Consider the following 25881-nt stretch of genomic DNA (forward strand, 5'->3'; position numbering starts at 1 on the left):
TACTATTTACAAATAATCCAATGATTAGGAGTTTTGTGATGATTGAACAATTAGATGTTCTTCTCGAGGAGTCCTACGGGGAGATGGTATCGATCCGACGATACCTTCACCAATATCCTGAGCTCTCCTTTCATGAAACCAAAACAGCTGCCTTTATCGCCGAGTTTTATCGGAAACTAGGGATAGATGTTCGAACCAACGTCGGGGGAAACGGAGTAGTGGCAAAGATCTATGGTAGTAAACCCGGTAAGACCGTTGCATTGCGAGCCGATTTTGACGGACTTCCCATTCAGGATGAAAAGGAAGTTCCTTATAAGTCCACCGTTCCTGGCGTCATGCATGCCTGTGGACATGATGGCCATACCGCGACTCTTCTGGTTCTTGCAAAGACCCTTTATGCACTGAGGGATGAATTGGAAGGTGAATATGTCTTTATCCATCAGCATGCAGAGGAATATGCTCCAGGCGGGGCTAAACCAATGATCGAAGCAGGCTGTTTAAATGGGGTGGACGTGATTTTTGGCACTCATTTATGGGCAACGGCCCCGACAGGAACCATTCAATACGCATATGGTCCGCTAATGGCGGCAGCCGACCGTTTTGAAATCCTGGTACAAGGTCAAGGAGGACATGGTGCACAACCTCATAATACACGGGATGCCATCGTGACTGCCTCCCAGCTCGTGGTCGCTTTACAGCAAATCGTCAGTCGTCGCATTAACCCATTGGATTCAGCCGTCATCACCATCGGTTCCTTCGTCGCGGATAATGCCTTTAACGTCATTGCAGACAAAGCAAAGATAGTTGGGACAGTCCGAACTTTCAAAGAAGGTGTCCGTTCTTTCATTCGTGAAGAAATAGAAAGGGTCGTTAAAGGGATTTGCCTTTCTGCCGATTGCACCTATGACTACCAATTCCATCAAGGCTATCCAGCGGTCGTCACCCATGAAGAGGAGACCAGGTTCCTTATCGATTGCACCAGCTCAATCAAAGAAGTCCAATTCCTAGAGGAAGTTGAGCCAAATATGACAGGTGAAGACTTTTCTTATTATTTACAGAATGTTAAAGGAACATTCTTCTTTACTGGTGCCCAACCACGAAAAGACCCTACTTATCCACACCATCATCCCCTATTCGACTTTGATGAACGGGCCATGCTTATAGCTGCCAAAACATTAGGTAACGCGGCAATCACTTATCATAAGAAAAAACAACCCCACCAAGAACAAGACACCATTATGAATAAAGGATAGGCATTGACTTACCGGGAACAGCAAAAGGGAACCCCATTAATTCCAGGGGTTCCCTTTTGCACGAAATGAAGCACCTACAAGGGTGTTCTTTAAAAAACTGTAACATGGACGGAACATCCAAAAACTATCCCATATAAACACTTTCACATGTTCCAGGTTTTGGTTCATAAAAACAGTGATTTTTAAATTGGCCGGTGAAAGGCTGGTCATACCATGTTGGAGGGCACGCAGCATATGGATTAAAGTACCAAAGAGCATATTTCGCTGGGTGTTCTCTCCAACTTTCCAAATTCCTTTTTGCTAATCTTCTTTCAGCCTCTCTCGATCTTTGATAAAATACATTTCCTTTTTGAACCGCTTCGAAAGAATAATTCCCTCCTTGAACCTGATAGACGACTTCAGGGATTGTTCTAACATTTTTAAAGTCCAAACAATCTGCTACAGCACGATTCACAATGACATTCCCGACATATAACATCCCCTGGAGCCCTTCACCTTCGGCCTCTGCCCTCATCATCCTTGCCATTAAATCTACATCCGAACTTCGGTAAGTTACTCTTGGCATGTTTTCACCTCAATATATAGTATGAAAAATAACTATATTCATGTCTGTTCATAAAAGTGAAACGAAGTTTTAAATAGAAACCGACGGGTACTCTAATCATTCTTTACTGGATAAAAGACGAATCCGATAACAATTGATCGCCGTCTCCCCAAGCTGTTCAAGTAAATGGTGGTTTGCATAGGCACCGACGGCCGCGCCAAACCCCGGAACAAGCTGGAACATTTTGACCACATCAATATAATCGCGATATTCTTGCTGAAAATCCTGCCAATTGATTTCCGGGTGATTTCCCCTATTCCATTCCTGAATGACCCTTAAAGTCTCCATTTTCTTTTTCTCGCTTGAAAAAGCCATTTGGAAGACATGAAGGATGAACAAGCGTTCTTCATATTCGTTTGGGTCGAATCCATATAGGCGGGAAATCTCGAATAACAGCTTCATTTTTATGCTTAACAGCAGGGGGAAATCGACCATCCCAACCAATAGGCCTGCAGCACCCGTCCCCACCCCTTCAATGACCGCCGTTCTTCGATGGCTCGTGACCTTTTCTTTTACCCACTCTTCCTTTTGTTGCAAAGATAACAGCATGACGTTTTTTTCTTTGGATATATACTTAGATCCTGACAACACAGCCCCCACCATGCTTCTAATGCTCTCGGAAATCACTTTATGAACCCTTGACGGAATATAACTGTTCACTTTGAGTTGAACCTGTTTGGAAACCCTCTCAAACTTGCCTGACTTCTTATTGACTTTCTTTATCCATGAGGCGAGTTCAGATAGCGCCTTTTGCTCGTATGCATCCATATTTCCCACCTCCATATTTCATGTATATACCATCCATATAAGTTTTAGCTTTCATTTCACAAAAAAAATGAAGCTGACTTTTCAAAAGAAAAATCAGCTTCGCGTTTAAAAGTTCTTGATTTTTTTGGTGGCGTACTTTTTGAATCCCAGAATGAAGATGATCCCTAGAACCAATACGGCTAAAGTGGAAACCCATTCTCCTTTTATTAAAAGGATGAGGGAAAACAGTACAGCCTCAAATAAAAGGAAATAGGATATAAGTTTAATGACTGCGGCTTCCCTCATTTTTGCGGGCAATGGATATAAGGATACCCAGACTTTCCATTCATGCACCTTCCAAACTGGTAAAAGCTGAAGGGCTGTCATGAATAGGAATAGGAAAGTGACGATTAAGTGCGCCCAGATGTTTGTAAACACCATCAGAATGACGGCGCCTATTACCGTTAACCGTAAGCATAGACCTACATAATCATTCGATCTAAGCAATGTGCGGGCATACAGGTAATTGTAGGTGGATTTTTCACCGTATGGGATGAGGGCTAAAAGCCAGTCCATCCACTTCCTGCGTGCTACCTTCCCTTTCAAGTGAGGAACGTCCGTGAACATATTCGCGATTCTGTAAAAGGATGTCATCCGTTTGTTTTCAAGTTCCACCAAACGTTCCCACTTCAAAACAAGGCTTTTGGTGGCACTGCGGTAATACAGATATAGGCCAAACAGCAATACGAAGGTGACCAGTACATATAGGATATGGGCTCTGGAACATACAAAGTAAAGTATGACGCCATTAAGTACCAGGCGGAGGATCGAATCCCAGTGGCTCACTGATACATCCTGGTACTTCAGCACATGCCAGCGCATGGACAAATTCAGATACTTCAATACGAGTAACACAACGAGTATGAACCCTAGCTGCTTACCGCTTGCACCCGTAACTTTTGCATACAATGGTACGAATACGATTAACATGATTAATAGCAAAAATCCTTGCATGACCCAACTGACCATCAGAGAATTTTTGAAGTAGCTTTTCATCTTCGTTTCAAGCGGCAGTAAAAACACGGTATCCGGTTCTTTTAAGAATGTATTGATGGGACTTCTAGTTACAAGGATGCCCAACACAAAGGCCATGATCAGTTCAGCCGGAAAATCACCATCCAGTGTTTTCACCCAGTCACTGTAATAATAAGCCAAACCGCCTAAAACCAACACCATCACGAAAACGAGATGGCCGTTAAAAATGTAACGAAGGTATTTTTGCATTTCCTGGATGTAGAGAATATACCGTTCCTTCCAGAGACCTTGACTATTCATGACCGTTCTCTTCCTTCGTTAACTGGATGTATAAATCGTCAAGCGTGGCTCCAGGCATGGAGAATTGTTCGCGAAGCTGCTCCAAATTACCTTTTGCCCGTATTTCTCCGTTGTGCAGGATGATGAAAGAATCGCAATAACGTTCCGCAGTAGCCAGGATATGCGTCGACATCAATATACCTGCCCCACTCTCCTTCATTTTCCTCATCAAATCAAGCAAAGACTGAATGCCTAGTGGATCCAGTCCAACAAATGGCTCATCGATGATATATAATGATGGTTGTATTAAAAAGGCGCACATAATCATGACTTTCTGTTTCATGCCCTTAGAAAAATGGGCCGGAAACCATTTAAGCCTTTTCTCCATGCGGAATTCCTTCAAGAGACCGGTCATTCTCTCTTTATACTCGGATTCTTCCAGACCATGAGCCATGGCCGTTAGTTTCAAATGTTCCTCAAGTGTCAATTCATCATATAAAATAGGCGTTTCCGGAATATATGTAAATTGTTTCCGATATGTATCAGGATCTTGGGCAAGTGTTTTTCCATGAATCGAGACACTTCCACCTTTAGGCTCCATGAGTCCAATAATGTGTTTTATCGTCGTACTTTTCCCAGCACCGTTGAGTCCGATTAACCCAACAAGCTCATTAGGCTGAATATCGAAACTTATTCCTTTCAGTACGGGTAATTTCGTGTATCCCCCAACTAGTTGCTTAATTTCCAATAAGGACATATAAACGATCCTTTCTATATAAACGTTCTTTTTACCATTTTACCAAATTCTCCTGTTTTTATATAGTCGAGTGCACCCAATTTAAAATTTCCTAAAATAACCAATTATATTTTTCTTACTTCTGGGCCATCATAATTAAGGAAGAAGGGGCTAGTCATTGCAAGTGATTCACATCATATTGTAAATGAGGTGTCAGTTAAAGACGTATAACACTGAAATACCCAGAAGTTCCATTACAATTTATTCACATTCAAAATTGTAAATGAGGTGTCAGTCAAAGACGTATAACTGAACAATACCAGAAGCTTCATTATTAAAATCGTTTCGAGCAAGGAGATGGTTCTCTTGCACGTAAAAGCTGAAAAATCATTCATTCATTATCGAATATACTTTGGAAGTTAAAAAACTTTAAAGATATAGGAGATGGTTGCTTTGAATGCAGAATCTCTAATCAGATGACCAAAATTTTACTCTATTGTAGATGAGGTGTTTGTCGCAGAGAATTTAGATGCTAATGCGAATATATAATTGAAGCCCACTTCCCCTTTTTCAAACAGGCAGGGTGCAACGTTTTCGTTGCATCCTGTTTTTATGTTTTTTCTTTTCCTGGGGAATCATGCTATGGTACGATTAACCAAAATAGTGAATGGAGTGTTTTATATGAGCGATTGCATTTTCTGCAAGATCATCAATGGAGAGATTCCAAGTACGAAAGTATATGAAAATGAACATGTACTTGCCTTTCTTGATATCAGCCAAGTAACAAAAGGACATACACTGGTGATTCCGAAAGTACATAAGGAAAACATTTATGAATTAACGCCTGAGATCGCCAAGAATCTGTTTGAAGTCGTACCGGAAATTGCCCGAGCCATGAAACAGGAATTTCAGCCTGTAGGATTGAATATCCTAAACAACAACGGTGAAGCCGCCGGACAATCCGTCTTCCATTTCCATATGCACTTGATTCCACGCCATGGTGAGCATGATGGATTCGGTGCCGTTTGGAAAACCCATACAAGCGAGTATACTCCCGAAGCTTTAAAAGGAATTGCCGATTCCATTTCCCAACACATTAAATAACATTTCCCTTTTTTGTTTATATCGGGAAATACCAAGACCAAATAGGTCCCTGATTCCTTTAGGGGCCTATTTTTTACATGTTTTTACATAACGATTTCCCACACTAAAAATTCTAAATTTTCCTCCTATTTAAATTCGTTTTCTGTTAGGATATATATAGTCTTACATACTTTCACACATTACTGTATAGGAGGAACACACATTGAAACGTGCACGTAATTTTAACGCGGGGCCTGCTGCCCTTCCATTGGAAGTTTTACAAAGAGCTCAAAATGAATGGTTGAATATCGAGGATTCTGGCATGTCTGTCATGGAATTAAGTCATAGAAGCGCAGAATTCGAAAAAATTCACAATCACGCGATCCACACGCTGAAAGAAATCATGGAAATTCCGGACAATTACGAAGTCTTGCTTTTACAGGGTGGAGCCAGCCTCCAATTTTCCATGATTCCCATGAACATATTGAAAGATGGGAAACGTGCAGATTACGTCCTGACTGGTTCTTGGTCGGAAAAGGCTTTAAAGGAAGCGAAGAAAGTTGGGGAAACAGCGGTCGTTGCCTCTTCTAAAGATGATACATATACGTTCATTCCCAAAGTTACTAATATCGAAATCAATGAAGATGCTGCCTATTTGCACATTACAAGCAACAATACCATCTACGGCACGCAGTGGAAGGAATTCCCTGAAACAGGAAGCGTCCCACTCGTGGCAGATATGTCGAGCGATATCCTTAGCAGAAAAATTGATGTTAGTAAGTTCGGCATCATTTATGCGGGAGCACAAAAAAACTTGGGACCATCAGGAATCACGGTCGTAATTATCCGTAAAGACTTAATAACTGATAATGACAAGATTCCTTCCATGCTTAATTATTCTATTCATTCAAAAAATAACTCTTTATACAACACACCACCAACATTGGCCATATACTTATTATCCCTTGTATTGGATTGGGCAAAAGAACAAGGCGGTGTAGAAAAACTCGCACAAATCAATGAAGAAAAGGCTAAAGCCATCTACGATACCATTGATAACAGCAATGGCTTCTATAAAGGACACGCCCTTTCTGATAGCCGTTCACATATGAATGTAACGTTCACACTTCCAACAGAAGAAGCTGAAAAGCAGTTCCTTAAGGAGGTAAAAGAAGCTGGATTCGTAGGCCTTAACGGACATCGCTCCATCGGAGGTTGCAGGGCATCCATTTATAATGCCGTTCCACTTTCCCATTGTCTGGAACTTGCTGCGTTCATGAAAAAGTTCCAAGAATCTTACAGCGCAAAAGAAACTCAAGCCCTTTGATATGTAGGTAATTTTGACTTCTAAAAGGCTAGGTCCTATGATATAATATTTAAAACTTCTTGCAACAAGCAATAGTGCATTGTTGAAGAAATTTAGTTGAGATGAGAATAGGAGAGATGAGTAAATGAAAACGAAAACCCTTGTGTCGATGTCCCTATTAATTGGGATTGGAGCAGCCCTCCATTTTATCATTCCTGGATTCTTCTTAGGAATGAAGCCTGACATGATGTTGCTGATGATGTTTTTGGCGATTGTACTGTTTCCCGAGAAAAAGAATGTATTCATCGTCGCCCTGGCTGCTGGAGCCATTTCTGCCATGACAACGACATTCCCTGGAGGACAAATCCCCAATATCATCGATAAGTTGGTCACAGCCTTTTTGTTTTACCTTTTATTCATCGGGATTAGGAAGTTTTCAACTTCCGTTATCAGCGTGAGTATCCTGACTGCCTTAGGAACCATCATATCTGGTGCTGTCTTCCTTGGTTCGGCTTATTACATCGTTTCCTTGCCAGGACCTTTCGTTGCACTATTCGGAGCTGTCGTACTTCCTGCCGTACTGCTTAACACAGTGGCAATCATCGTTATTTATCCAATTGTGAATGGCATTGTAAAAAAAACAAAGATACCCGTTCATGCTTAATCAGCAGGATTAACATACTTTAAAAAGCACCGGATGCCCGGTGCTTTTTTTTACACTCCTATCTGGATTCGAACCAACACCCACTAGATCTCGCCAACTCATCCTAAAACCACTCGGGCGCTTAATGAACAAGCACCCATAATAACCAGACCAAAAGCAGAAAGGCACCTGGGACCCCCAGCATGACTGCATTGGACTGAAGCACCCTCTTAGGGGGGTAACTCCCTGGATGTTTTGCTCTTGCTAAAAAATACCCCATCCCGCACAGGCATAGTAGACCTAATAAAAATATCATTTTCATTGTAAACCCACCAATGCCATCAATAAAGCCGACAGCATGTTTTTTTATTATCTATATGCTGAACTTCCCTTTATATGTAAACTTCCAGAGTCTTCACGCTTGGTTTCCCTATCATTATTGAAAGAAAGAAGTTTAAAAAAATATTTTTGTGATATAAAGATAAAATGGTAGATCCTCTTCCATAAGGAAGAAAATTATGGTATTTTGTTATCAATAGCATTTATATCCCTATATAACATAATTTCCAATTGATGTTTTTCCTAGCAGGGATTTAGGCCATGTTAAGCGAAATGAATAATTATAAAATGAGGTGATTCTAAATGAAGGCAAAATCATTATTGATCGGCTTTATTACCGGAACAGTTGTAGCGGGTGCAGCCACATTACTTTCTACACCAACTTCAGGGAAAGACCTACGGAGTCGCATTAAAACAAATTCCGATGAAATTAAAACAACGATTGAAGAGTTGAAGGTTAAATTGCTGAATATTAAAGAGGACACGATGGAAGCGACTCAAATTAGCAAAGAAACGGTGAAAACTTTCATTTCGGATGTACAAGTCGTCATAGAGAACTGGAAGCAGGACATCGAACCGAATAAAACGGAGTTATTGAGGAATGTTCAAGAAATAGAGGAATCTTTAAGAGAATTGGAAACAACCATACCCTCTTCTAAAAACTGAAGGCAAAAGGAAGCACATTGTCGAATCTCCATTTTTACCATAAAAATACATCGTATTTTAGGGAAAAATGGAGAATTCATTGGCGATTATTAAATTTTCTAAAAATTTTGCTAATATTCTCTTTATTAATTTTTATTTTATTGTCATAATAATATATACAGAATCTGATAAGTAGGTGAGCCCATAAGATGCAGAATAAAAATTATTCTATGAAAGAAGCAATGATATTCAGTCAGCGAATCGCTCAATTAAGTAAAGCTTTATGGAAATCAATTGAAAAAGACTGGCAACAATGGATTAAGCCTCATGATTTAAACATTAATGAGCACCACATTCTATGGATTGCCTATCATCTTAATGGCTCTTCCATTTCCGATGTGGCCAAGTTTGGGGTCATGCATGTTTCTACTGCCTTTAACTTTTCTAAGAAATTGGAAGAACGTGGATTCTTGACGTTCTCAAAAAAAGAGAATGATAAAAGAAACACGTATATCGAAATCACCGATGAGGGAGAAAAAGTCATACTTGATTTAATGGAGACTTATGAACCAAGTAATAACTCCGCTTTCTCCGGAGCGATGCCCCTTCGTGAACTTTACGGTAAGTTCCCCGAAATGATTGAGATGATGGCTGTCATCCGTAATATCTATGGGGAAGATTTCATGGAAATATTCGAAAAATCCTTTGCTAACATCGATCGGGACTTTACTGACGTGGAAGGCAAAATTACAAAAAAAAAGATAGAGAAAGAAACTGAGGCCGTTTAATCTCACATTTTAGCCATTTCCTTCATGAACGATACATATATACCTTGTGAGAGGCAAGCCTCAATGCATTCTTTTATAGTTGTTTTGGGATTCAAATTTTTCTCCAGTTGACTAAAAAGCGGTCGAAAATTCATGTACCCTTCCGCTTTTTCTATTTCAAAGCGTTTGCTCAATACATCACATAAGGCATGTAATTCTTCGGCTTCCCTCTTCGTGAAATTTTTTTCCACGAAAAGATAATCCAATTTTGCCTGTGGATTATGAATTAACTTTAGTAGCAGTCGCTGGTGAAAACGGAGTATTTCGATTTCCTCATTTACACTTCTCATTCTATAGTCCCCAATCAATCATTATTTAGCATATGCATACAAAATCCATTATTATATTTTCAGTTAATTTTCGTTACTCCACGAAATGCCCCACCAATCCTGAGCCTGGAAACTCCATCCTTTTTTATCTAAAAACAAAATCCATAAAACCTATTGCTTTTTCCATTCATTCATCGTAATGTATGTAAGTAAATTTAAGGGTCTATGGAGGCTGATTTCAACATGAATTCATGGAAAACAATTGACCTTTCAAAACAGTATGGGAGTTGCCGTCTACTCCTATTTACAGTTTTCACTATAATGATGTCATTTGTTTTAATATATACATTATTAAGCGTATTTTCACCCCATGTCATTTTGTATGACGATCAAACGATGGGATTTTTTAGCTTATTGCTCTTATTATATCCTGTTCACAAATTATTACACTACTTACCTATGAGATTAATATGTAAAAAGGTAAAAACATCATGGTCCCTCAGGTGGCATCTCGTACTTACATGCAAAGTATACGTGCATCATCCGATTCGGAAAAATCTCTATCTTATCACCTTGGTTCTACCCTTTTTCATCATGTCCTTTATTTTTATCGGTTGCGCCGTGGCTTTCCCACACTACACCCATTATTTCACCATTTTACTATCTTTGCATACAGGTTTGTGCGTGTCGGATTTCATTTATGTCAAGAACCTGATAGGATCACCCGGGCGATCCTTCATTGAGGAGCACGGAGAAGGATACGATATCCTAGTCCAAAAATGAATATTGCCTCCTTCCGACGCTACCAAGATTTTTAGGTATCTTTTTTCATTAATATTTGGTATCGTATTTATACATGATGTTATGCAAGGAGGGATTTTTTGATCTCGTTCTGGTTTATTATTTTTGCTATTGTGATTCTTTATAATATTAATAGAATGACAAACTCTTTATGTATTCAAAAGGAAATCTCTGAAGAAAAGCAACCTAAAGTATTCAGGACCATTAATGTGTTGATCACTATTTTGTTATTATCCTCCTATATTGAAGTTTTATATGTGTAAAGGGAAGCCCTTGCGTATATACTGATAATAATCATTACATACCTGCATTAATGTGGTATTCCAACGCTTCTATCCACATAAAGAAAAAGGCGAAGCACACGGCTTCGTCTTTTTTGTCTTTTCTTATAACCAGGATGCGCCAATGATTACTAATAGGATGAAAAGAACGACTATTAGGGCAAAGCCCCCACCAACTCCTCCAGACATTGATCTTCCTCCTTCCCATTCCAGATTAAGATTACTTTCATGCACACTCTTATAACCCGTAAAAAAAATACATTTCATCAGGTTTATTCACCATGTGTAAATTTCATGAGCGGCTACCCTATCCTATTCATCTCCATTCCAAAAGGAGTGGGCACTTTTCATATTAATGTTGTGTTCGGCTAACAATATGCGACCGCAGCAATCATTAATAAGACGAATAAAACAACCAATAAAGCAAACCCACTGCCATATCGATTACCCATAAAACTACCTCCATTGTTGTCTTCGATTTATCATATGTAGGGATTCAGGATATGGGTGGGCATACACCCAGTTTTTTTGAAATTCTTAAAGGTACATCAATATATTATTTTTTGTAAAACAGCCAAAATATGTTATAGTTAGTTTTGTGGATAATCGAATAATTACAAAAAAAAAGAAACTTAAAAATTAGGAGTTGTTACTAAATGAAGAAGTGGGCATTATCGGTTGCCGTAGCTGCTGGACTGATCGGACTTACAGCATGCAACAGCGACAAAGAAGCAGTAGTGGAATCAAAAGCTGGAGATATATCAAAAGAAGAGTTTTACAATGTGATGAAAGACAGATACGGTGACCAAGTCCTTCAGGAAATGGTATACGAAAAGGTTCTTTCAGATAAATACACGGTAACGGATAAAGAAGTTAAAGCTAAAGTAAAAGAGCTTAAAGATCAAATGGGTGAAAACTTCGACTCGGCTTTAGCTTCATCTGGATATAATAGTGAAGCAGATCTTAAGCGTGCACTTAGAATCGGCATGCTTCAAGAAAAAGCGGCCATCGCGGACATTAACGTGAAGGAAGCGGAAGTGAAAGAAGCTTACGAAAACTACAAACCAGACCTTAAAGCCAGACATATTCTTGTGAAAGACAAGAAAACGGCTGAAGAAGTCAAAGCTAAATTGGACAAGGGTGGAGACTTCGCCGCACTTGCGAAAGAATATTCCACTGATACAGGAACGGCTGCAAAGGGTGGAGATCTTGGTTGGTTCAGTACAGGTGAAATGGTTCCGGAATTCGAAACAGCTGCAGCTAAGCTGAAAAAAGACGAAATCTCCAAGCCAGTAAAATCTGAATTTGGCTACCATATCATCCAATTGCAGGATAAGAAAGAAAAAGAATCGTATAAAGATATGAAAAAGGATCTTGAATATAAACTAAAAGTGGCTAAAATTGACCAAACTAAAGTTCAAAATATTTTAGATTCTGAAATTAAAAAAGCAGACGTGAAGGTCAAGGATAAAGAATTGAAAGATTCCATCACATCCGAAACTGCTACAGAAAAATAATAGACACCACTAAAAAGCGACAGGGACCACCCCCTGTCGCTTTTTACTATTATCTTAGGCCTCTTTTCGTTTCTCTCTTTCCTCTATCATACGGTCTATATATTTCTGCCCTTCCTTTTCAATCCACGCTTCGTCTATCATGCGTTCTTTCCTCGCTGTCCATATTGACATAACGGCACTGACAATGATTCCAATAAACACGAACCAGATCCATATTGGCATGTCCATTCTCCTTTCAAGATCCCCCATCGTTTTACTAGAGCATATGCAGGAGATAAAAAAATATGCTTCTTTCCCGGTTAGGAAAGAAGCATATTCATTATTTAAAGGTTGGTTTATAGAATGAACGATTATCCAGTGCAAAGACTCTTTCGGTGAATTCCCCTGGTTTCACTTTTTCAAGGGCCCGATCCATCATATTGATTTTGGCATCCATGTTATCTATATAATGAAGGACTTCCGCTTCCCTCACCATAGGCGGTTTCGGACTTCCCCATTCCGCTTTTCCATGATGACTCAAAACTAAATGTTTCAAAATCATTATTTCTTCGGTATCAATCCCAAGTTCTTCTGCAGCTTTGCCCACTTCATTCACCATGATCGTGATATGGCCAAGCAGGTTCCCTTCAACCGTATAAACAGTTGACACAGGACCCGATAACTCATGGACTTTACCTAAATCATGTAAAATGACCCCGGCATATAGAAGGTCCTTATCAAGGGATGGATATAAGCCTGAAATGGCCTTTGCAAGCCCCAGCATGGACACGACATGGTAAGCAAGGCCCGACATGTACTCATGATGGTTCTTAGTGGCAGCAGGGAACGTTAAGAGTTCTTCCTGATACTTCTTGACCAGATGCCTAGTCACTCTTTGGATATTCGGATTTCTCATTTCAAAGATGAATTGGGTGATTGTCTCCATCATTTCTTCTTGACTTAGAGGTGCTGTTTGAATCAAATCGCCTTTTGTGACGCCATCAGCATCCGTAGTCAGTCTAAGATGACGAATCTTCAATTGACTCCGACCGCGATAATTCTGAACCTCTCCTTGTACCTTCACCGTAGCCTCGGCACTGTACGTTTTTTCATCAGCCTCTGATACATCCCAGAGTTTAGCCTCGATTTCACCCGTTTTATCAGACAAAATCAGCGTCAAAAATGGCTTGCCATTACTCGCAACCGCCTTTGTACTCGTTTTGATGTACATATATATATCTACTACTTCACCAATTCCATAATGAATGATCCCATTGTTCATGCGACTGCCTCCGTTCAATTAAATATCAACATTATAACATACCAATTTGGTTAGTGCGTTTAGTTTCTATTAAAGTGCACATAAGAAAACCAGGCTTTACTTACAGCCTGGTTCCTAGACAAATCATTCAACAGTTACTATTGGGACAATAAGGGCATTTCATTTGACCTTCGATTTGATAATATAAACAGCATGTCACACGCTTATAAGAATTCATGGATTCAGGTACCGTCTTTTCCCCGATGAAGCGTTTGAATGGTGACCGCTTTTCCATCCCCAGCCAGATTTCATCATCCAGCAGATTTTCGATATCGGCTTCCACTCTTTCTTTGATATCACATTGCTTCAACAACTCTGAATACATCCAGACCGTATACCCCCATATATTTTCCCAAAGTATAAGTCTTGATACTTTAGTAGATTTAGAAAGTGGGACAATGACATCAGCGCCAAATTTATTTAATACAGTATGTAATGCTTGTTGGCTTTCCTTCTCCGGAACATCGCTCCAACTATTTTCTTTCAGCCAGAATTTTGGAAACCATTGCACATCTGCAGGATCATCCAGAATGGCCAAATCAGAAAGCGAACCATTCCAAACAAGCCGATGCTTACTGATCATGTACAATTGTGCCGTAATAAAAAATGCATAACGCCTGAACCACATGGAAGCGGCAACCCTAGGAGTATCTGCTCCAGAGCGGATTATTGCATAACCAATCAATTCTTCGATATCCTCCACGTTTCTTGGATTGTTTATCTCCTCTTTAAAGGAAATCCGATACGTTTGCAGCTCTTCTTCGATTGAAGGTGACACCTCATGCATGGGCCAATACCTCCGCCGATTTTTTAGCATAACGGCCCTTTCCAAACGGGATACATATCGGGCTTCCAAAAATCGGATCCCTTGCAATTTGACACTTCATCCCGAACACTTGATAAACCATCTCAGGAGTGATGATATCTTCTGGACGTCCTTGGGTAAATATCTTCCCATCTTTAAGGGAGACCAGATTATCTGCATAACGGCAAGCTAAATTCAAATCATGGAGCACCATGACAATTGTCCTTTTTTCAGAATCATTCAATTCGAATAATAAATCCAGAATATCAATCTGATGGGCCATATCAAGATAGGTCGTCGGCTCATCCAATAAAATGATATCGGTATCTTGAGCCAGGGTCATCGCTATCCATGCCCTTTGCTTCTGACCGCCGGATAATTCATCAACAACCTGATCCTTCAAACCTGTAAGATTCGTAGATTCAATCGCCTTTTGGACTTTTTCCTCATCGAGAGAGCTCCACTGCTTCAACCAGCTCTGATAGGGATATCTTCCTTGCTTGACAAGTTGATAAACTGTCAGTCCTTCAGGAGCTTGAGGCGCTTGTGGCAGAATAGCCATCTTTCTTGCTATGTCCTTCGATGCCATTGAAGAAATGGCCTTTCCTTCAAGCAATACGGAACCGGAATGGGGCTTTAATAGACGGGCTACTGAACGAAGTAGCGTTGACTTCCCACATCCATTAGCTCCGATGAACACTGTAATCTTTCCATGAGGAATTTCGATATTCATTTCATTTATAATTAATTTATCACCATAGCCGAGCGCTAAAGACTGGGTGCTAATAGCTGGACGCATTATACTACTCCCCTTATTAGTCTAATAATCCTAGTTTAATGAAAATGATTCTCAATGTCAATTCAAAAAAAGACCTAAGCCTATCTTTTTGGCTCAGGTCTTTTTATCTTATTGAGTGAATGATTACTTCACTAACATCTTTTCAATGTCATCTAATACTTTGTGTGCAGCAAGAACGCCGCCTGCTGTATTCCAGATGGCATCGCTCACTTCATGGGCATTGCCCTCTTTCACAACATTTAATTTTTTCCATAATGGATCATTCGTCCATTCTTCAGCTGTTTTCACAGCCTCCTTATCGCCTTCAGGTGCATAGGTGAAATGGAAGAGTATATCAGCATTCATTGAAGGAATGACTTCTTTACCGACTTCTATCGCTAGCTTATTATCTTCAGTGAATAGCTTTTCTTGCCCTTCAACACGTTTAAACCCTAGTTGGTCAAGGATGACTCCCGAGAAGGAATCTGTATAGTAAAGACGTGAAGTCCCGGCCAAGAAACGCACAACAGAAACTTCTTGATTCACTTTATCTCCTAATTTACCTTTTAATTCTTCAACCTGGGTATCGAATTCACCAAGAACTTCATTTCCTTTTTCCTCAAGGTTTAAAGCCTTTGAATATAATTTGAAGTTTTCTTTCCAATCTCCCGTTAAATTCTCTGCGAATACAGTTGGAGCGATGGCGTTAAGTTTATCATATTGAGCCTCTTGACGGATTTTGTTGCCGATGATTAAGTCAGGTGCCAGTTCCGCAATTTTCTCTAAGTTTACTTCGGATTCTGTACCTACCACTTCTACTCCTTCCATATCAGCTGTAATATGCTCGTACCATGGATTCCCTAACCAAGATTGAACCGCCCCCACAGGCTTGACGCCTAAAGCAAGTAACGCTTCCGTTCCTTCATTAGTTAGAATGACGACTTTTTTTGGTGTACTTTTCATTTCAGCTGTACCCATAGCATGTTTAACAGTATAGCTTGTATCTTCTTTTGTCTTATCGTCTTTTTCATTTCCTGCAGTTTCTTTATCACTGCCACACGCCGCGAGCAACAGAATAGCGAATAATGAAAAAATTCCAAAAAGTAATTTAGAGCGTTTCATCCAAAAGTCCTCCAAAAATAAGCGATACTTAGTGATTGATAACTATTCTCACTAGCAAATCTATCATAATTAGTTTTTATTTTCCTGTCAATACTAATTGATAATGATTTTCAGAATCATTGACAATTTCATGCAATTGAAATTAAAATAGATTTGGATAAATTTTCTTAAATACTATTTTCTGAAAGGTTACTAATATGCTGTTGAAAAATAAAGTCCATAGGTGGACCGGATTATGGGCTGCCATTCTATTATTGCTTCTTTTTTTATGTTTTAGCCTGGTATATGGATATACAAGCACTACATGGAAAATGACCTTAGAGTCCTTCACTCATTTCGATTATTCCAATGAGCATATGATTATTCAAAGCGTGAGATTGCCCCGTGCTTTCATTGCAGCGGCAGTGGGTGCAAGTCTAGCTGTCTCTGGGGTTTTGATGCAGACGCTGACAAAGAATCCGCTTGCCTCACCCGATATACTCGGAGTGAATGCCGGAGCAAGCATGGCAATCGTTCTAGCTGTTACCTTCATAGGAATAAATAATCTTCAAGCCTTTACTTGGATTGCCTTTTTAGGGGCGGCCATAGCTGCCATTGGCGTGTATGCGATTGGATCGGCTGGTGGGGAAGGACTAACCCCCATGAAGCTAACACTGGCAGGTGCAGCCACGGCCGCACTTTTCGCTTCATTGACGCAGGGACTACTAGTTTCCAATGAGACAGCTTTGGAACAAGTATTATTTTGGTTGGCGGGATCCGTTTCAGGAAGAAAACTGGAGAATCTGACGGCTGTTTTGCCTTATTTAGTAGTTGGATGGATACTAGCCCAGCTGTTATCAGGAAAAATGAACGTCTTTTCGATGGGGGAAGATGTTGCAAAGGGACTCGGTTTAAAAACTATCCTTCTAAAACTAGTGATGGGCCTAGTTGTGATTCTGCTTGCAGGCGGTTCAGTTGCCATTGCCGGACCCATTGGTTTCATAGGGATTGTCATTCCCCATCTAACGCGTTATCTAGTTGGAACTGATCATCGGTGGGCGGTTCCTTTTGCTGCTCTCCTCGGTGCTATATTGCTCCTTGCTTCAGATATAGCTTCCAGATACATAATGATGCCAAGGGAAGTTCCAGTCGGAATCATGACGGCTATTATTGGGACCCCATTTTTCATTTACATCGCTAGAAAGGGGTTCAATGGTAAATGAAGAAATATAAAAGCGTCCGTTATTTTAACAATAGAGTGTCCTTTTTATTAAACTATCATTCTATATTCGTATTTATAGCGCTGTTAGTCCTTACCGTAGCAGTTTTCATTATCAGCATCGGCTTGGGTGAACTGAAAATCAACCCTTTACGTGTTCTACAGGTGATTTTTGGTGGGGGAAGTGATAGAGACAGACTCATTATCCAGTCTTTTCGTATGCCCAGAAGTCTAATCGCTTTATTGGTGGGCATGGGACTTGCTGTTGCTGGTGGAATATTACAGGGAATTATACGGAATCCGCTTGCCTCTCCCGATATTATCGGAATTACCGGGGGTGCATCTGTTGCTGTTGTATGTTTTTTAGCAATTTTCAGTGATGCCTCCCATTCTTTGACCGTCAGCATTAAATGGATGCCTATCGCAGCTTTTCTCGGGGCAACCTTGACAGCCTACCTCGTTTATTTTTTATCTTGGAAAAAAGGTGTATCACCCATCAGGCTCGTTCTGATTGGAATCGGGATTGCGACACTGATGAAATCTCTTACGACGTTAATGATTACGTTAGGACCCATCTATCATGCGACCCAGGTGAACATTTGGATTACCGGGAGTGTTTCTGCTAGCACTTGGGAAAATGTATCGATTTTAGCTCCATGGATTTCCTTATTTATACTCATTGTCATTATTTATGCCCGGAATATTAATATCCAGGAACTCGGAGATGACGTTGCGACAGGTCTTGGCGGAAGTGTACAAAAACAACGGTTTACTTTGTTGACGATCAGTACCGCTCTCATTGGAGGCTCAGTTGCTTTCTCCGGAGGGATATCCTTTGTAGGTTTAATGGCCCCTCATATGGCAAGAAGGCTTGTCGGTTCCTCATATGGAGCATTGCTTCCCGTATCGGCCCTCTTAGGCGGTATTCTAGTTATGCTAGCTGATTTGTTTGGTCGCACCTTCTTTTCACCACTTGAAATTCCTGCAGGTGTATTCACTGCAAGCATCGGTGCTCCATACTTTATTTATTTACTAGTAAAATCGCGAAAAAAATAAAAAACCCTCCAATTCCGAAGGGTTTTCAACCAACAAGTACGTCTTTTGTACAATAGCTCAGCGACTCATCCCTAACTCTACTAAATAAGCCTTGATCGATAAACGGAATCAATTCACCTGCAATGTTCCAGGCATTGAGTTCTATTTGATAGAGCGTTTCCCGTTTACTCGGACCAACTAATTCCATGCTCAACATGGAAAGGTCCGGGTCCAATGCATGGCCCATCTCATGGGCAAAGATGATCCATACATATTCCTCAAGCCTTTCGAGGGAACCGAGTAAACGTTTCACTTGGATTTCGATATCTTTTTTATATAACGTGATGGTATGATTCGAAACCGAATACTTTCCGCCAATACACCGTCTGTCAGGAAATTCATCCTCGATGAGTAACTGTAGCGAAGCATCATATCGTTTCAAAAAATCGTGCATGTCCAAATTCGTTCACTCTCTTTATTATAGTTTTTTTCATTTTATGTCGGGGAGGGTAAAATATGATCATTTTGGAGTCAAAACTTGCTTTGACAGATGAATCACGTCATTTCCCTCGAAATGGTGCAAATTATGCTCATGACACGTAAAAAATAAAACTTGACGCCTTTGGGATACCTTATTCAAAAGCTCAAGCATCCGTTTTGTCCTCTTCGCATCAAAATTAACAAAACTGTCATCGATGATAAGGGGAAAAGGATCTTCCGCAAAAGTATGATCGGCAAGTGCTAGCCTTAAGGACACATAAATCTGTTCAGCCGTTCCCCGGCTGACTTCCTCGGCCTCGAAATTCAAGCCATCGCTCCGCTCTACACGTAACCCTTCACCTTTTGGCTCCAGGATGATTCTTTGGTAGCGACCATTCGTTAAAAAAACTAAATGTTGCTCCGCTTCCGCGATGACCTTTGGAAGCCTTTCCCTTTTATATCGGTGTAGGGTTTTATTTAATAAGCCTTTAGCCAATGCCAATTTTGCCCATTCCTTTGCTTCCTCGTTAAAAGCGGTTTTTGCTTCATGGAAACGATGCAGCAACTCCTCATAAACGCCATTTGCCTCCAACTGTTTGATCTTATATCGGGTATCAGCTTGGTTTTCCAGTAAAACTGTTTTTTCCTTTACTAGATCCTTCCGTCTTTGTTCCAAGTTTTCAACCGAATACACGCTGATTCCTTGTTCGGAAAATGTTTGGATTCGTTCCGGTGGCATATCCGCTTGCTCCAATTGAATGTTGAGTAACTCCCATTGCTTTTGCAACATGATTCTTTCATCGGCCAAAATGGCTTTTTCACGATATGCTTCTTCACTATCCACCTCAGCTTTCGTAAATAGCTGGGCCTTCTCCTTTTCAAGATAGTCTTTTTCCAGCATCAGGCTTTCTTTTTCACTCATTAAATCTCTGAGTACCTGCTTCCATTGCACCAACTTGGCTGTTTGTTCCGCCAGGAGCTGGACTTCCTTTTTCAACGTTAGGATGGCTTCCCTCCATGTGGATGGTTCTTTGCCTATCTGTAAGGCGTAATCAAATAATGCATCCGATATACTATGGAAATCGGCTTTTAATAAGCGATGGGTCTCGATATATTCATTCTTTCTTTCAACTGCTTCCTTCCACTTCACCAACTCGTCAAAGGTAGACTCCAGATTGACGTCCGAACCTGGATGCGGGAAGCCCCAAGAAGTCATGATGGCATTCACGGCTTCTTGTACCTGTGCCTTTCTCTCCTCCCATGCGGCATATTTCTGGATGGTGGATTCGAAGGCATCCTCCCGTTCTTTATATTTAAACATTTCATGGTCCAGCTGTTTTTGAAGGTCATCATCTTGGTTGATGAGCCGCTCCATCGCCTCTGCACTCATGTCTCCGTGAGACTTATCGACCCGATCCAACGCTGCTCGTTTCCTTTTCGCTTGCTCAAGTTGCGCAGACTGTCCAACCAGACTATCGTCACCTTTGGAAAGGAACCGAGAAACAGCCAATACAATGGCTGCACTCAGTAAAATAAAGCCGCCTAGGCTCTGGCCTTTGACGAAGCTTCCTATCGCAATCACACATATGAGGACAATCAACCCGCCAGTTAGTAAGTGGAAGCGCTTACGATGATCCTGTCGCTTCTTCCGGGAGTCTAATTGGTCCTCCAGCTCTGAAATTTGCTCATCAAGAAATTGCCTTTTCACTTCGTCAAAGTTGGAATCCTGTCGTTTGTTGACGATGGCTTCCAACTCGTTTCTTTTTTCCGAAGGCATAAGTTTTGCCTTTAATTCCTTCATCCGTGCTTCCGTCGTGTCCAGGCCCACTTTTTGCCGACTGTATTTTTCATCAAGCAGATTTTCATTTTGGTGCAAATGATGCTTTTCCCTTTCCGCTCTCTTTATTTTTTCTTTCATGAACGTACTGGTATCAAGCTTACTGATATCTTGATCAGCAGCATCCCAAAATAAATCCTGCTTAATCCTTTCGATTTTTTTTGCTTCAGCCTGAATTTCATGTTCTACTTTCCTTATATCCAGCTCTAGCTTATCCAGCAGCGCCCCTTGTTCGATGGCAAATTCGACCTTTTCTTTATGCTCCCTAAGGAACGAACCACTTTCATTTTGCATAAGGTCCCTTTCGATTTGCCGCACCTTCTCATTCAAGGCCGCCAGTTGAGCATTTAATGGAACTTCAACGGCTTGCAGCTGCTCTAACCGCCTCAAACCATCCGAAGGAAAATTCATGTCCCCGATGTCATTCAATCTTGCTTCAATTTCCCGGCGTTCCTCGAATAATGGCTTAATTCGTAAAAAAGAACTCGATTCAACAAGTTTTCTCTCCATCTCTTGGATTTGTTCCAGACAGCTGGCCAGTTGACTATTCAGCTCTATTTCATCTTGGCACAAAACAGTATAAGACTGTTGTTCCACTTCGGCAGCTTTGACTTGTTTCTCCAATTCCTTAAGCTCTTTTATTTTCACGTTTAATAGTGGTTTCTGCCCGGAAGGTTTGAACCGGAAATCCATCTCCTTCTGTAGCTTCGTTTCCGCCTCCAGCAACCGATCATTTCCTATCAGGCCTGCCGAAAGTAAATATTTACTCATGTCCCCTTCACTAAGGGAAGACAAGCCTTGTAACCCCTGAAGGTCAAAAGAAAAGATGGACTGATAATAGTTTTTATCCATGCCATGAAGAATTTCATTGAGCTCTTCTTCGCCTCCGGTTCTCCCATCCTGGAATGTGATTTTCACATCTCCCGTTGCCTTCCCCTTCACCCGTTCAATGATGACTTCACCATCTTTTTTTGTAATAAGCGTGAGTCTCCCGCCATACTTGGCATGAAGTTTAGGCTCATATCGCCGAACATTTTGAACCTTTGTCGGAAAACCAAATAAAAGACTGTGTATGAATGACATGATTGTGGATTTACCTGACTCATTCTCCCCAAAGAAGACCTGCAGCTGCCCCATTTCTAAGAACCTCTGGTTTTCCAGTTTCCCATAGCCATAAACATGGAGGTCTTTAATTTTCAAATCGGTTTCCTCCTTCAATTGACCATTATGATTCAAATACCTGCAACAGCCATCTTTCAGCCTCATTCATGAGCTCTTGCTCCTCTTCCTGACTCAAGGCATCGAGAAATCTCCTTGATGCAGCCTGTTTATAAAGTGGCGCTAGGACCTTTTCTATATCGGCAAAATCAGCAGTCAATTTGGATATTTCATTTGTAAAAGGTGTCAGCCTTTTTCCCGCTTTACGTAAGGAAGATGGCTGAAGGGTGATCTTATGTACCCACACGAATGATTGCTCCTGCTCTTCCTCTTCCTGTAAAAGCCGGGTTAAATCTTCTAGTAATTCACGTGAGAAGACAAAAGGATCCTCGACATCCAGCTGGATGTCTATGAGATAACCCTTATCATCCGAACGTTTTTGCCCGATCATCTCCTTGCACTGCTTATAAAGATCATCAAAGCCAGCGGTTGCCGGGACCTTAAAGAGTACACTTTCCCATATCAGCTCGGATGTTTCGATAAAGGAGTGCCTTTTTTCTTCTCCGTCCATTTCGACCAACACACAGCCCTTTACACCCGACTCCTTCCGATTCCTCCCTTGTATATTTCCCGGATAGATGACAAGTGGATATTCTGAAACGACCTGGCGCTTATGTATATGACCTAATGCCCAATAATCAAAGTCCTTTTCAGTAAGCTCATTCAATGAAAAGGGAGCATAGTTTCCATGATCCGAATTTCCTTCTAAATTCCCGTGAAGAAGGCCGATATGATAATCGGCAGCTTCTGATTTTTCATACGATTCTATCATTCGTTCCGTTACATGCCTCCGTGGATAACTGAAGCCATATAAATGGACTGTTGTTCCGTCCATCTTTTCAAACCGCTTGACTTCCATTTCGTCTGAAAAAATATGCACATTTTCAGGAAAGTCCACCTTAATCCAAGAGCCATTAAGGTGATCATGGTTCCCATGAACGATGAAAACCGGAATCCCATGTTGCTGAAGTCTTTCCATTTCACTCCGAAAACGGACCTGTGTCCGAAGATTCCGATTTTCCCCATCAAACAAATCACCTGATATCACCATGAAGTCGACATGACGACAGATCGCATTCTTCACAATTCTTTGAAAAGAATTAAATGGACTTTCCCTGATGTCTTTTAATATGGATGCCGGCAAATCCCTCAATCCTGAAAAAGGGCTGTCCAAATGAAGATCTGCCGCATGAATGAACGTAACGGCACTCACCATAACCACCTCGTCCCCTAACATTTATTTACTTTTATTTTATCATATCCAGAACATACTTTCCCATATTAATGACAGGAATGATTCCAGTTAGTTTAGGTGAAAACAGTATAGACCATTTTATAATTAAAAAGACCGAATCGCAGGCACTTTTTAGATGCACTGCATTCGGTCTTTGTTTTTATTTGAAGATATCCATGCTTAAATATCGCTCGCCATTATCCGGTGCAATACACAGTACGCGTTTTCCTTTTCCAAGGCGGCGTGCTTCCTGAAGGGCACCCCAGACAGCGGCCCCACCTGAAGGCCCAATTAAAATACCTTCCTTCGCAGCCATGTCCTTCATTGTCGATATGGCATTTTCATCCGTTGCTTGAAGGATTTCATCGAAGACATCCGTATTTAAAATGCTTGGAACAAAACCTGGGCTTGTTCCGACAAGCTTATGAGGACCTGGCTTCCCTCCTGAAAGAACAGGTGAGCCTTGAGGCTCGACGACAACAACCTTTAGCTCAGGCAGCGCTTCTTTCAAAGCTTCACCTGTTCCTGTAATTGTTCCACCTGTACCAGCAGTTGCGATAAACACATCGAGATTCCGATCCATTTGGTCCAATATCTCGACTGCAGTCGTAACCCGGTGAATATCTGGATTAGCCTTGTTTTCAAATTGCTGTGGGATAAAGCTATTAGGAATCTCTGCGGCTAGCTCCTCCGCTTTTCGAATCGCACCTGGCATCCGGTCTGCCGCTGGAGTAAGGACCACTTCCGCTCCATAGGCTTTCAGTATATTGATTCTCTCTTTTGACATATTATCCGGCATGACCATGATCGCGCGGTAGCCTTTGGCAGCAGCATTCATGGCAAGACCAATCCCCGTATTCCCTGAAGTCGGCTCGATGATCGTTGCCCCAGGTTGGATTAGCCCGTCCAGCTCAGCCTGACGGATCAAATTAAAGGCTGCCCGGTCTTTTACACTTCGGCTTGGATTGAAATATTCCAGTTTGACATATACATCCGCATCGCCTTCCGCGGTTAAACGATTAAGTTTTACGACTGGTGTATCCCCAATCAATTCAGTAACATTATTTACGATTCTTACAGTCATTTCTTAAAAATCCCCTTTCAACTCATTCACATTCATCATTTACTTACTTCTTCATTATTATATCATTTATAAATTTTTGTTTAGTAAAGGAAATACTTCATATTCTATAGGATTAATTTAGTTACCCAAGATATTCACATAAATTGGTACATTTACTTGCCTTCTCGGGAAAGATTCCACGTCCTTATATAATAATAGTCAAAAATGACATAAAATGATAAAATTTTCATTAACAGGTTATATGCTATACAGAAAAATGATTGAACGGTCATTGATGAGAAAAGGGGAGTTTTAACATGAGTAAAGTATATAAATTAACCGTTTTTGAACCGACAGGGGAAAAGCTTTTAGACGAAGCATTCACCGCTGAAACTGATCAACAGGCAAAAGAAATCGGTCAAAAAATCCTGAATGAAAAAAATTATCAAGATCAAACGCACCGCTGCACATCACCTGCAGGGGCACTATTACTCTTTCATCGTTAAACGGTTGAAGAATGGAAGCGCTTTTTTATATTTTGGATAATCTAAGAATGGGATAAAAATAGAGAGACCGTCATCCTGACGGTCTCTCTGATTTCATTTCCCGATAAAAACGGGTTTCCTTTTCTCGACAAAAGCACGGATTCCCTCTTTATGATCTTCTGTTTGACGCATTTTCATTTGGGCCGCTTTTTCAATTTCAAGCATTTTTATTAACAAGGGACGATTTTTTTCACTGAGGATCTTTTTCGTTTTAATCATCGCCTGTACCGGACTTTTCAGCCAGATCTGCACTTTTTTCTCGACCGCCTGTTCCAAGGACCCTTCCACCACTTCATGAATGAGGCCTTTTTCTTTTGCCTCATGGGCGGTAAGGACTTTTCCTTCCCAAATCAATTCCTTCGCCCCCACTTCACCAAGACGGCGTTCAAGGAAGAAGTGTCCTCCGCCATCTGGGATCAGTCCGATACCAATAAAGTTCATGGCCACCTTGCTTTGTGAGTCCGCAATGAGGTAATCCGTTGCAAGGGCAATGCTTAAGCCAAGACCTGCCACTGCACCGTGGATCTCACTGATGGTCAATTTAGGCATGAAATATAAGGTTGTAACCAATTCACTTATTCCATCCATGAGGCTATCAAAACCATTTTCCTCATCGGATCCAAGCATCATCTTGATATCTCCACCTGAAGAGAATGCCTTTCCATTCCCTTTTAAAATGACGACGTCAATATCTTCATTCTCGTCCACTTCCTTAAGGGCATAAATAAAGTCGTTTAGCATGGCTGGATTTATTGCATTCATGGACTCCGGGCGATTCAAAGTGACCGTCGCCGTTCTCTCCGTGCATGTAACTAAAACAGTACCTGTAGATGAAGTCGATTCAATATTCACTAATTTTCCTCCTCTTTTTCATTCCTTCATTTTTTTCCTATCCATGGTT

The 25881-nt window shown here is 40.9% G+C and carries 30 protein-coding genes; 12 read left to right on the plus strand and 18 right to left on the minus strand.

From position 1 onward, the window contains the following. Positions 1-38 precede the first annotated feature (38 nt). Positions 39-1253: a M20 family metallopeptidase gene (locus ACIQXU_RS13835; RefSeq protein WP_402955772.1), complete on the plus strand. Its 1215-nt coding sequence runs from the start codon at positions 39-41 to the stop codon at positions 1251-1253. Between the two features lie 124 nt (positions 1254-1377). On the opposite strand, the gene ACIQXU_RS13840 is transcribed toward ACIQXU_RS13835, so the two are convergent. The 4 genes from ACIQXU_RS13840 to ACIQXU_RS13855 all read right to left on the minus strand — a co-directional run bounded on the left by ACIQXU_RS13840 (position 1378) and on the right by ACIQXU_RS13855 (position 4675). Beyond that, positions 1378-1818 carry a cell wall hydrolase gene (locus ACIQXU_RS13840; RefSeq protein WP_402867719.1) on the minus strand — a complete coding sequence of 147 codons (441 nt, stop codon included), beginning with the start codon at positions 1816-1818 and terminating at the stop codon, positions 1378-1380. A 96-nt stretch (positions 1819-1914) separates the two neighbouring features. After that, a complete protein-coding gene (locus ACIQXU_RS13845; protein WP_402955769.1) occupies positions 1915-2625 on the minus strand; it encodes an EcsC family protein in 711 nt (236 codons plus the stop codon). 105 nt (positions 2626-2730) lie between these two features. After that, entirely contained in the window at positions 2731-3939 is a 1209-nt protein-coding gene (locus ACIQXU_RS13850) for an ABC transporter permease (protein WP_402990127.1), read from the minus strand. Further along, positions 3932-4675 carry an ABC transporter ATP-binding protein gene (locus tag ACIQXU_RS13855; protein ID WP_402990130.1) on the minus strand — a complete coding sequence of 248 codons (744 nt, stop codon included), beginning with the start codon at positions 4673-4675 and terminating at the stop codon, positions 3932-3934. Before ACIQXU_RS13855 ends, ACIQXU_RS13850 begins: the two co-directional genes overlap by 8 nt. 660 nt (positions 4676-5335) lie before the next feature. On the opposite strand from ACIQXU_RS13855, the gene ACIQXU_RS13860 reads away from it, so the two are divergent. From ACIQXU_RS13860 to ACIQXU_RS13870, 3 genes are all read left to right on the plus strand, one after another. Continuing rightward, positions 5336-5758 (plus strand): HIT family protein, encoded by a 423-nt coding sequence (locus ACIQXU_RS13860; protein WP_402990132.1) that lies wholly within the window; start codon positions 5336-5338, stop codon positions 5756-5758. Positions 5759-5960: 202 nt separating this feature from the next. Next, the gene (serC, locus tag ACIQXU_RS13865) at positions 5961-7064 is read left to right on the plus strand and encodes a 3-phosphoserine/phosphohydroxythreonine transaminase (RefSeq protein WP_402990135.1); all 1104 of its coding nucleotides are present in this window, start codon (positions 5961-5963) and stop codon (positions 7062-7064) included. A 124-nt stretch (positions 7065-7188) separates the two neighbouring features. Then, positions 7189-7707, plus strand: coding sequence for a tryptophan transporter (locus tag ACIQXU_RS13870; RefSeq protein WP_402867713.1), 519 nt, complete (start codon positions 7189-7191; stop codon positions 7705-7707). 121 nt (positions 7708-7828) lie between these two features. On the opposite strand, the gene yhzF is transcribed toward ACIQXU_RS13870, so the two are convergent. Then, positions 7829-8008, minus strand: coding sequence for a membrane protein YhzF (gene yhzF / locus ACIQXU_RS20960; protein ID WP_402955735.1), 180 nt, complete (start codon positions 8006-8008; stop codon positions 7829-7831). A 320-nt stretch (positions 8009-8328) separates the two neighbouring features. Between yhzF and ACIQXU_RS13875 the strand changes: the two genes are divergently transcribed. Beyond that, positions 8329-8691, plus strand: a complete 363-nt coding sequence (locus ACIQXU_RS13875) for a YtxH domain-containing protein (RefSeq protein ID WP_402867712.1) — start codon at positions 8329-8331, stop codon at positions 8689-8691. A gap of 188 nt (positions 8692-8879) precedes the next feature. Then, a complete protein-coding gene (locus ACIQXU_RS13880) occupies positions 8880-9458 on the plus strand; it encodes an HTH-type transcriptional regulator Hpr (RefSeq protein ID WP_402867711.1) in 579 nt (192 codons plus the stop codon). Positions 9459-9460: 2 nt separating this feature from the next. Here ACIQXU_RS13880 and ACIQXU_RS13885 read toward each other — a convergent pair whose 3' ends face one another. Next, entirely contained in the window at positions 9461-9787 is a 327-nt protein-coding gene (locus ACIQXU_RS13885; protein WP_402867710.1) for a DUF1878 family protein, read from the minus strand. Positions 9788-10162: 375 nt separating this feature from the next. Between ACIQXU_RS13885 and ACIQXU_RS13890 the strand changes: the two genes are divergently transcribed. Both ACIQXU_RS13890 and ACIQXU_RS13895 read left to right on the plus strand, forming a co-directional pair. Further along, positions 10163-10549: a DUF3267 domain-containing protein gene (locus tag ACIQXU_RS13890; protein ID WP_402990353.1), complete on the plus strand. Its 387-nt coding sequence runs from the start codon at positions 10163-10165 to the stop codon at positions 10547-10549. Between the two features lie 98 nt (positions 10550-10647). Next, positions 10648-10830: a hypothetical protein gene (locus ACIQXU_RS13895; protein WP_402867708.1), complete on the plus strand. Its 183-nt coding sequence runs from the start codon at positions 10648-10650 to the stop codon at positions 10828-10830. A 123-nt stretch (positions 10831-10953) separates the two neighbouring features. Here the strand turns inward: ACIQXU_RS13895 and ACIQXU_RS13900 are convergent, their stop codons facing one another. Together ACIQXU_RS13900 and ACIQXU_RS13905 are read right to left on the minus strand one after the other, a co-directional pair. Beyond that, the gene (locus ACIQXU_RS13900; protein ID WP_402868526.1) at positions 10954-11037 is read right to left on the minus strand and encodes a YjcZ family sporulation protein; all 84 of its coding nucleotides are present in this window, start codon (positions 11035-11037) and stop codon (positions 10954-10956) included. 179 nt (positions 11038-11216) lie between these two features. Beyond that, complete coding sequence (locus tag ACIQXU_RS13905) at positions 11217-11300, minus strand: YjcZ family sporulation protein (protein WP_402868524.1); 84 nt, start codon at positions 11298-11300, stop codon at positions 11217-11219. A gap of 204 nt (positions 11301-11504) precedes the next feature. Here ACIQXU_RS13905 and ACIQXU_RS13910 point away from each other — a divergent pair, with 204 nt between their 5' ends. Then, on the plus strand, positions 11505-12365 hold the full coding sequence (locus ACIQXU_RS13910) for a peptidylprolyl isomerase (protein WP_402867707.1): 861 nt from the start codon (positions 11505-11507) through the stop codon (positions 12363-12365). A gap of 54 nt (positions 12366-12419) precedes the next feature. On the opposite strand, the gene ACIQXU_RS13915 is transcribed toward ACIQXU_RS13910, so the two are convergent. From ACIQXU_RS13915 to ACIQXU_RS13935, 5 genes are all read right to left on the minus strand, one after another. Beyond that, on the minus strand, positions 12420-12587 hold the full coding sequence (locus ACIQXU_RS13915; protein ID WP_402867706.1) for a sporulation YhaL family protein: 168 nt from the start codon (positions 12585-12587) through the stop codon (positions 12420-12422). A gap of 97 nt (positions 12588-12684) precedes the next feature. Continuing rightward, positions 12685-13626 carry a 3'-5' exoribonuclease YhaM gene (yhaM, locus tag ACIQXU_RS13920; protein ID WP_402867705.1) on the minus strand — a complete coding sequence of 314 codons (942 nt, stop codon included), beginning with the start codon at positions 13624-13626 and terminating at the stop codon, positions 12685-12687. A gap of 127 nt (positions 13627-13753) precedes the next feature. After that, positions 13754-14452 (minus strand): (2Fe-2S)-binding protein, encoded by a 699-nt coding sequence (locus ACIQXU_RS13925; protein ID WP_402990138.1) that lies wholly within the window; start codon positions 14450-14452, stop codon positions 13754-13756. Then, positions 14445-15269: an ABC transporter ATP-binding protein gene (locus ACIQXU_RS13930; RefSeq protein WP_402990141.1), complete on the minus strand. Its 825-nt coding sequence runs from the start codon at positions 15267-15269 to the stop codon at positions 14445-14447. Before ACIQXU_RS13930 ends, ACIQXU_RS13925 begins: the two co-directional genes overlap by 8 nt. Positions 15270-15392: 123 nt before the next feature. Then, positions 15393-16370 (minus strand): ABC transporter substrate-binding protein, encoded by a 978-nt coding sequence (locus ACIQXU_RS13935; protein WP_402990143.1) that lies wholly within the window; start codon positions 16368-16370, stop codon positions 15393-15395. 197 nt (positions 16371-16567) lie between these two features. Between ACIQXU_RS13935 and ACIQXU_RS13940 the strand changes: the two genes are divergently transcribed. Both ACIQXU_RS13940 and ACIQXU_RS13945 read left to right on the plus strand, forming a co-directional pair. Beyond that, complete coding sequence (locus ACIQXU_RS13940; RefSeq protein ID WP_402990146.1) at positions 16568-17572, plus strand: FecCD family ABC transporter permease; 1005 nt, start codon at positions 16568-16570, stop codon at positions 17570-17572. Continuing rightward, on the plus strand, positions 17569-18624 hold the full coding sequence (locus ACIQXU_RS13945; RefSeq protein WP_402990150.1) for a FecCD family ABC transporter permease: 1056 nt from the start codon (positions 17569-17571) through the stop codon (positions 18622-18624). The genes ACIQXU_RS13940 and ACIQXU_RS13945 overlap by 4 nt, the downstream gene beginning before the upstream one ends. 25 nt (positions 18625-18649) lie before the next feature. Here ACIQXU_RS13945 and ACIQXU_RS13950 read toward each other — a convergent pair whose 3' ends face one another. The 4 genes from ACIQXU_RS13950 to cysK all read right to left on the minus strand — a co-directional run bounded on the left by ACIQXU_RS13950 (position 18650) and on the right by cysK (position 24456). Continuing rightward, positions 18650-19057: a hypothetical protein gene (locus tag ACIQXU_RS13950; protein ID WP_402990356.1), complete on the minus strand. Its 408-nt coding sequence runs from the start codon at positions 19055-19057 to the stop codon at positions 18650-18652. A 66-nt stretch (positions 19058-19123) separates the two neighbouring features. Further along, positions 19124-22120, minus strand: coding sequence for an ATP-binding protein (locus ACIQXU_RS13955; RefSeq protein ID WP_402990154.1), 2997 nt, complete (start codon positions 22118-22120; stop codon positions 19124-19126). A gap of 25 nt (positions 22121-22145) precedes the next feature. Continuing rightward, positions 22146-23354: a metallophosphoesterase family protein gene (locus ACIQXU_RS13960; protein ID WP_402990359.1), complete on the minus strand. Its 1209-nt coding sequence runs from the start codon at positions 23352-23354 to the stop codon at positions 22146-22148. Between the two features lie 178 nt (positions 23355-23532). Continuing rightward, positions 23533-24456: a cysteine synthase A gene (gene cysK, locus ACIQXU_RS13965; protein WP_402955726.1), complete on the minus strand. Its 924-nt coding sequence runs from the start codon at positions 24454-24456 to the stop codon at positions 23533-23535. Positions 24457-24752: 296 nt separating this feature from the next. Between cysK and ACIQXU_RS13970 the strand changes: the two genes are divergently transcribed. Continuing rightward, positions 24753-24941 (plus strand): YhzD family protein, encoded by a 189-nt coding sequence (locus ACIQXU_RS13970; protein WP_402867699.1) that lies wholly within the window; start codon positions 24753-24755, stop codon positions 24939-24941. Between the two features lie 93 nt (positions 24942-25034). Here the strand turns inward: ACIQXU_RS13970 and ACIQXU_RS13975 are convergent, their stop codons facing one another. Further along, entirely contained in the window at positions 25035-25826 is a 792-nt protein-coding gene (locus ACIQXU_RS13975; RefSeq protein ID WP_402990362.1) for an enoyl-CoA hydratase, read from the minus strand. Between the last annotated feature and the right edge of the window lie 55 nt (positions 25827-25881).

The sequence above is a fragment of the Peribacillus sp. NPDC097284 genome (genome assembly GCF_044761765.1).
In the GTDB taxonomy this organism is placed as follows: domain Bacteria; phylum Bacillota; class Bacilli; order Bacillales; family DSM-1321; genus Peribacillus.

Coding starts and splice junctions, on each gene's coding strand:
- ACIQXU_RS13910 (WP_402867707.1), top strand. CDS start 11,505: ATGAAGAAGTGGGCATTATCGGTTGCCGTAGCTGCTGGACTGATCGGA.
- ACIQXU_RS13970 (WP_402867699.1), top strand. CDS start 24,753: ATGAGTAAAGTATATAAATTAACCGTTTTTGAACCGACAGGGGAAAAG.
- ACIQXU_RS13835 (WP_402955772.1), top strand. CDS start 39: ATGATTGAACAATTAGATGTTCTTCTCGAGGAGTCCTACGGGGAGATG.
- ACIQXU_RS13860 (WP_402990132.1), top strand. CDS start 5,336: ATGAGCGATTGCATTTTCTGCAAGATCATCAATGGAGAGATTCCAAGT.
- ACIQXU_RS13950 (WP_402990356.1), bottom strand. CDS start 19,057: ATGCACGATTTTTTGAAACGATATGATGCTTCGCTACAGTTACTCATC.
- ACIQXU_RS13935 (WP_402990143.1), bottom strand. CDS start 16,370: ATGAAACGCTCTAAATTACTTTTTGGAATTTTTTCATTATTCGCTATT.
- ACIQXU_RS13875 (WP_402867712.1), top strand. CDS start 8,329: ATGAAGGCAAAATCATTATTGATCGGCTTTATTACCGGAACAGTTGTA.
- ACIQXU_RS13840 (WP_402867719.1), bottom strand. CDS start 1,818: ATGCCAAGAGTAACTTACCGAAGTTCGGATGTAGATTTAATGGCAAGG.
- ACIQXU_RS13845 (WP_402955769.1), bottom strand. CDS start 2,625: ATGGATGCATACGAGCAAAAGGCGCTATCTGAACTCGCCTCATGGATA.
- ACIQXU_RS13915 (WP_402867706.1), bottom strand. CDS start 12,587: ATGCCAATATGGATCTGGTTCGTGTTTATTGGAATCATTGTCAGTGCC.
- ACIQXU_RS13960 (WP_402990359.1), bottom strand. CDS start 23,354: ATGGTGAGTGCCGTTACGTTCATTCATGCGGCAGATCTTCATTTGGAC.
- ACIQXU_RS13850 (WP_402990127.1), bottom strand. CDS start 3,939: ATGAATAGTCAAGGTCTCTGGAAGGAACGGTATATTCTCTACATCCAG.
- ACIQXU_RS13890 (WP_402990353.1), top strand. CDS start 10,163: ATGGGATTTTTTAGCTTATTGCTCTTATTATATCCTGTTCACAAATTA.
- ACIQXU_RS13900 (WP_402868526.1), bottom strand. CDS start 11,037: ATGTCTGGAGGAGTTGGTGGGGGCTTTGCCCTAATAGTCGTTCTTTTC.
- yhaM (WP_402867705.1), bottom strand. CDS start 13,626: ATGAACAATGGGATCATTCATTATGGAATTGGTGAAGTAGTAGATATA.
- cysK (WP_402955726.1), bottom strand. CDS start 24,456: ATGACTGTAAGAATCGTAAATAATGTTACTGAATTGATTGGGGATACA.
- ACIQXU_RS13855 (WP_402990130.1), bottom strand. CDS start 4,675: ATGTCCTTATTGGAAATTAAGCAACTAGTTGGGGGATACACGAAATTA.
- ACIQXU_RS13905 (WP_402868524.1), bottom strand. CDS start 11,300: ATGGGTAATCGATATGGCAGTGGGTTTGCTTTATTGGTTGTTTTATTC.
- ACIQXU_RS13940 (WP_402990146.1), top strand. CDS start 16,568: ATGCTGTTGAAAAATAAAGTCCATAGGTGGACCGGATTATGGGCTGCC.
- ACIQXU_RS13880 (WP_402867711.1), top strand. CDS start 8,880: ATGCAGAATAAAAATTATTCTATGAAAGAAGCAATGATATTCAGTCAG.
- ACIQXU_RS13885 (WP_402867710.1), bottom strand. CDS start 9,787: ATGAGAAGTGTAAATGAGGAAATCGAAATACTCCGTTTTCACCAGCGA.
- ACIQXU_RS13930 (WP_402990141.1), bottom strand. CDS start 15,269: ATGCGTCCAGCTATTAGCACCCAGTCTTTAGCGCTCGGCTATGGTGAT.
- ACIQXU_RS13870 (WP_402867713.1), top strand. CDS start 7,189: ATGAAAACGAAAACCCTTGTGTCGATGTCCCTATTAATTGGGATTGGA.
- ACIQXU_RS13945 (WP_402990150.1), top strand. CDS start 17,569: ATGAAGAAATATAAAAGCGTCCGTTATTTTAACAATAGAGTGTCCTTT.
- yhzF (WP_402955735.1), bottom strand. CDS start 8,008: ATGAAAATGATATTTTTATTAGGTCTACTATGCCTGTGCGGGATGGGG.
- ACIQXU_RS13925 (WP_402990138.1), bottom strand. CDS start 14,452: ATGCATGAGGTGTCACCTTCAATCGAAGAAGAGCTGCAAACGTATCGG.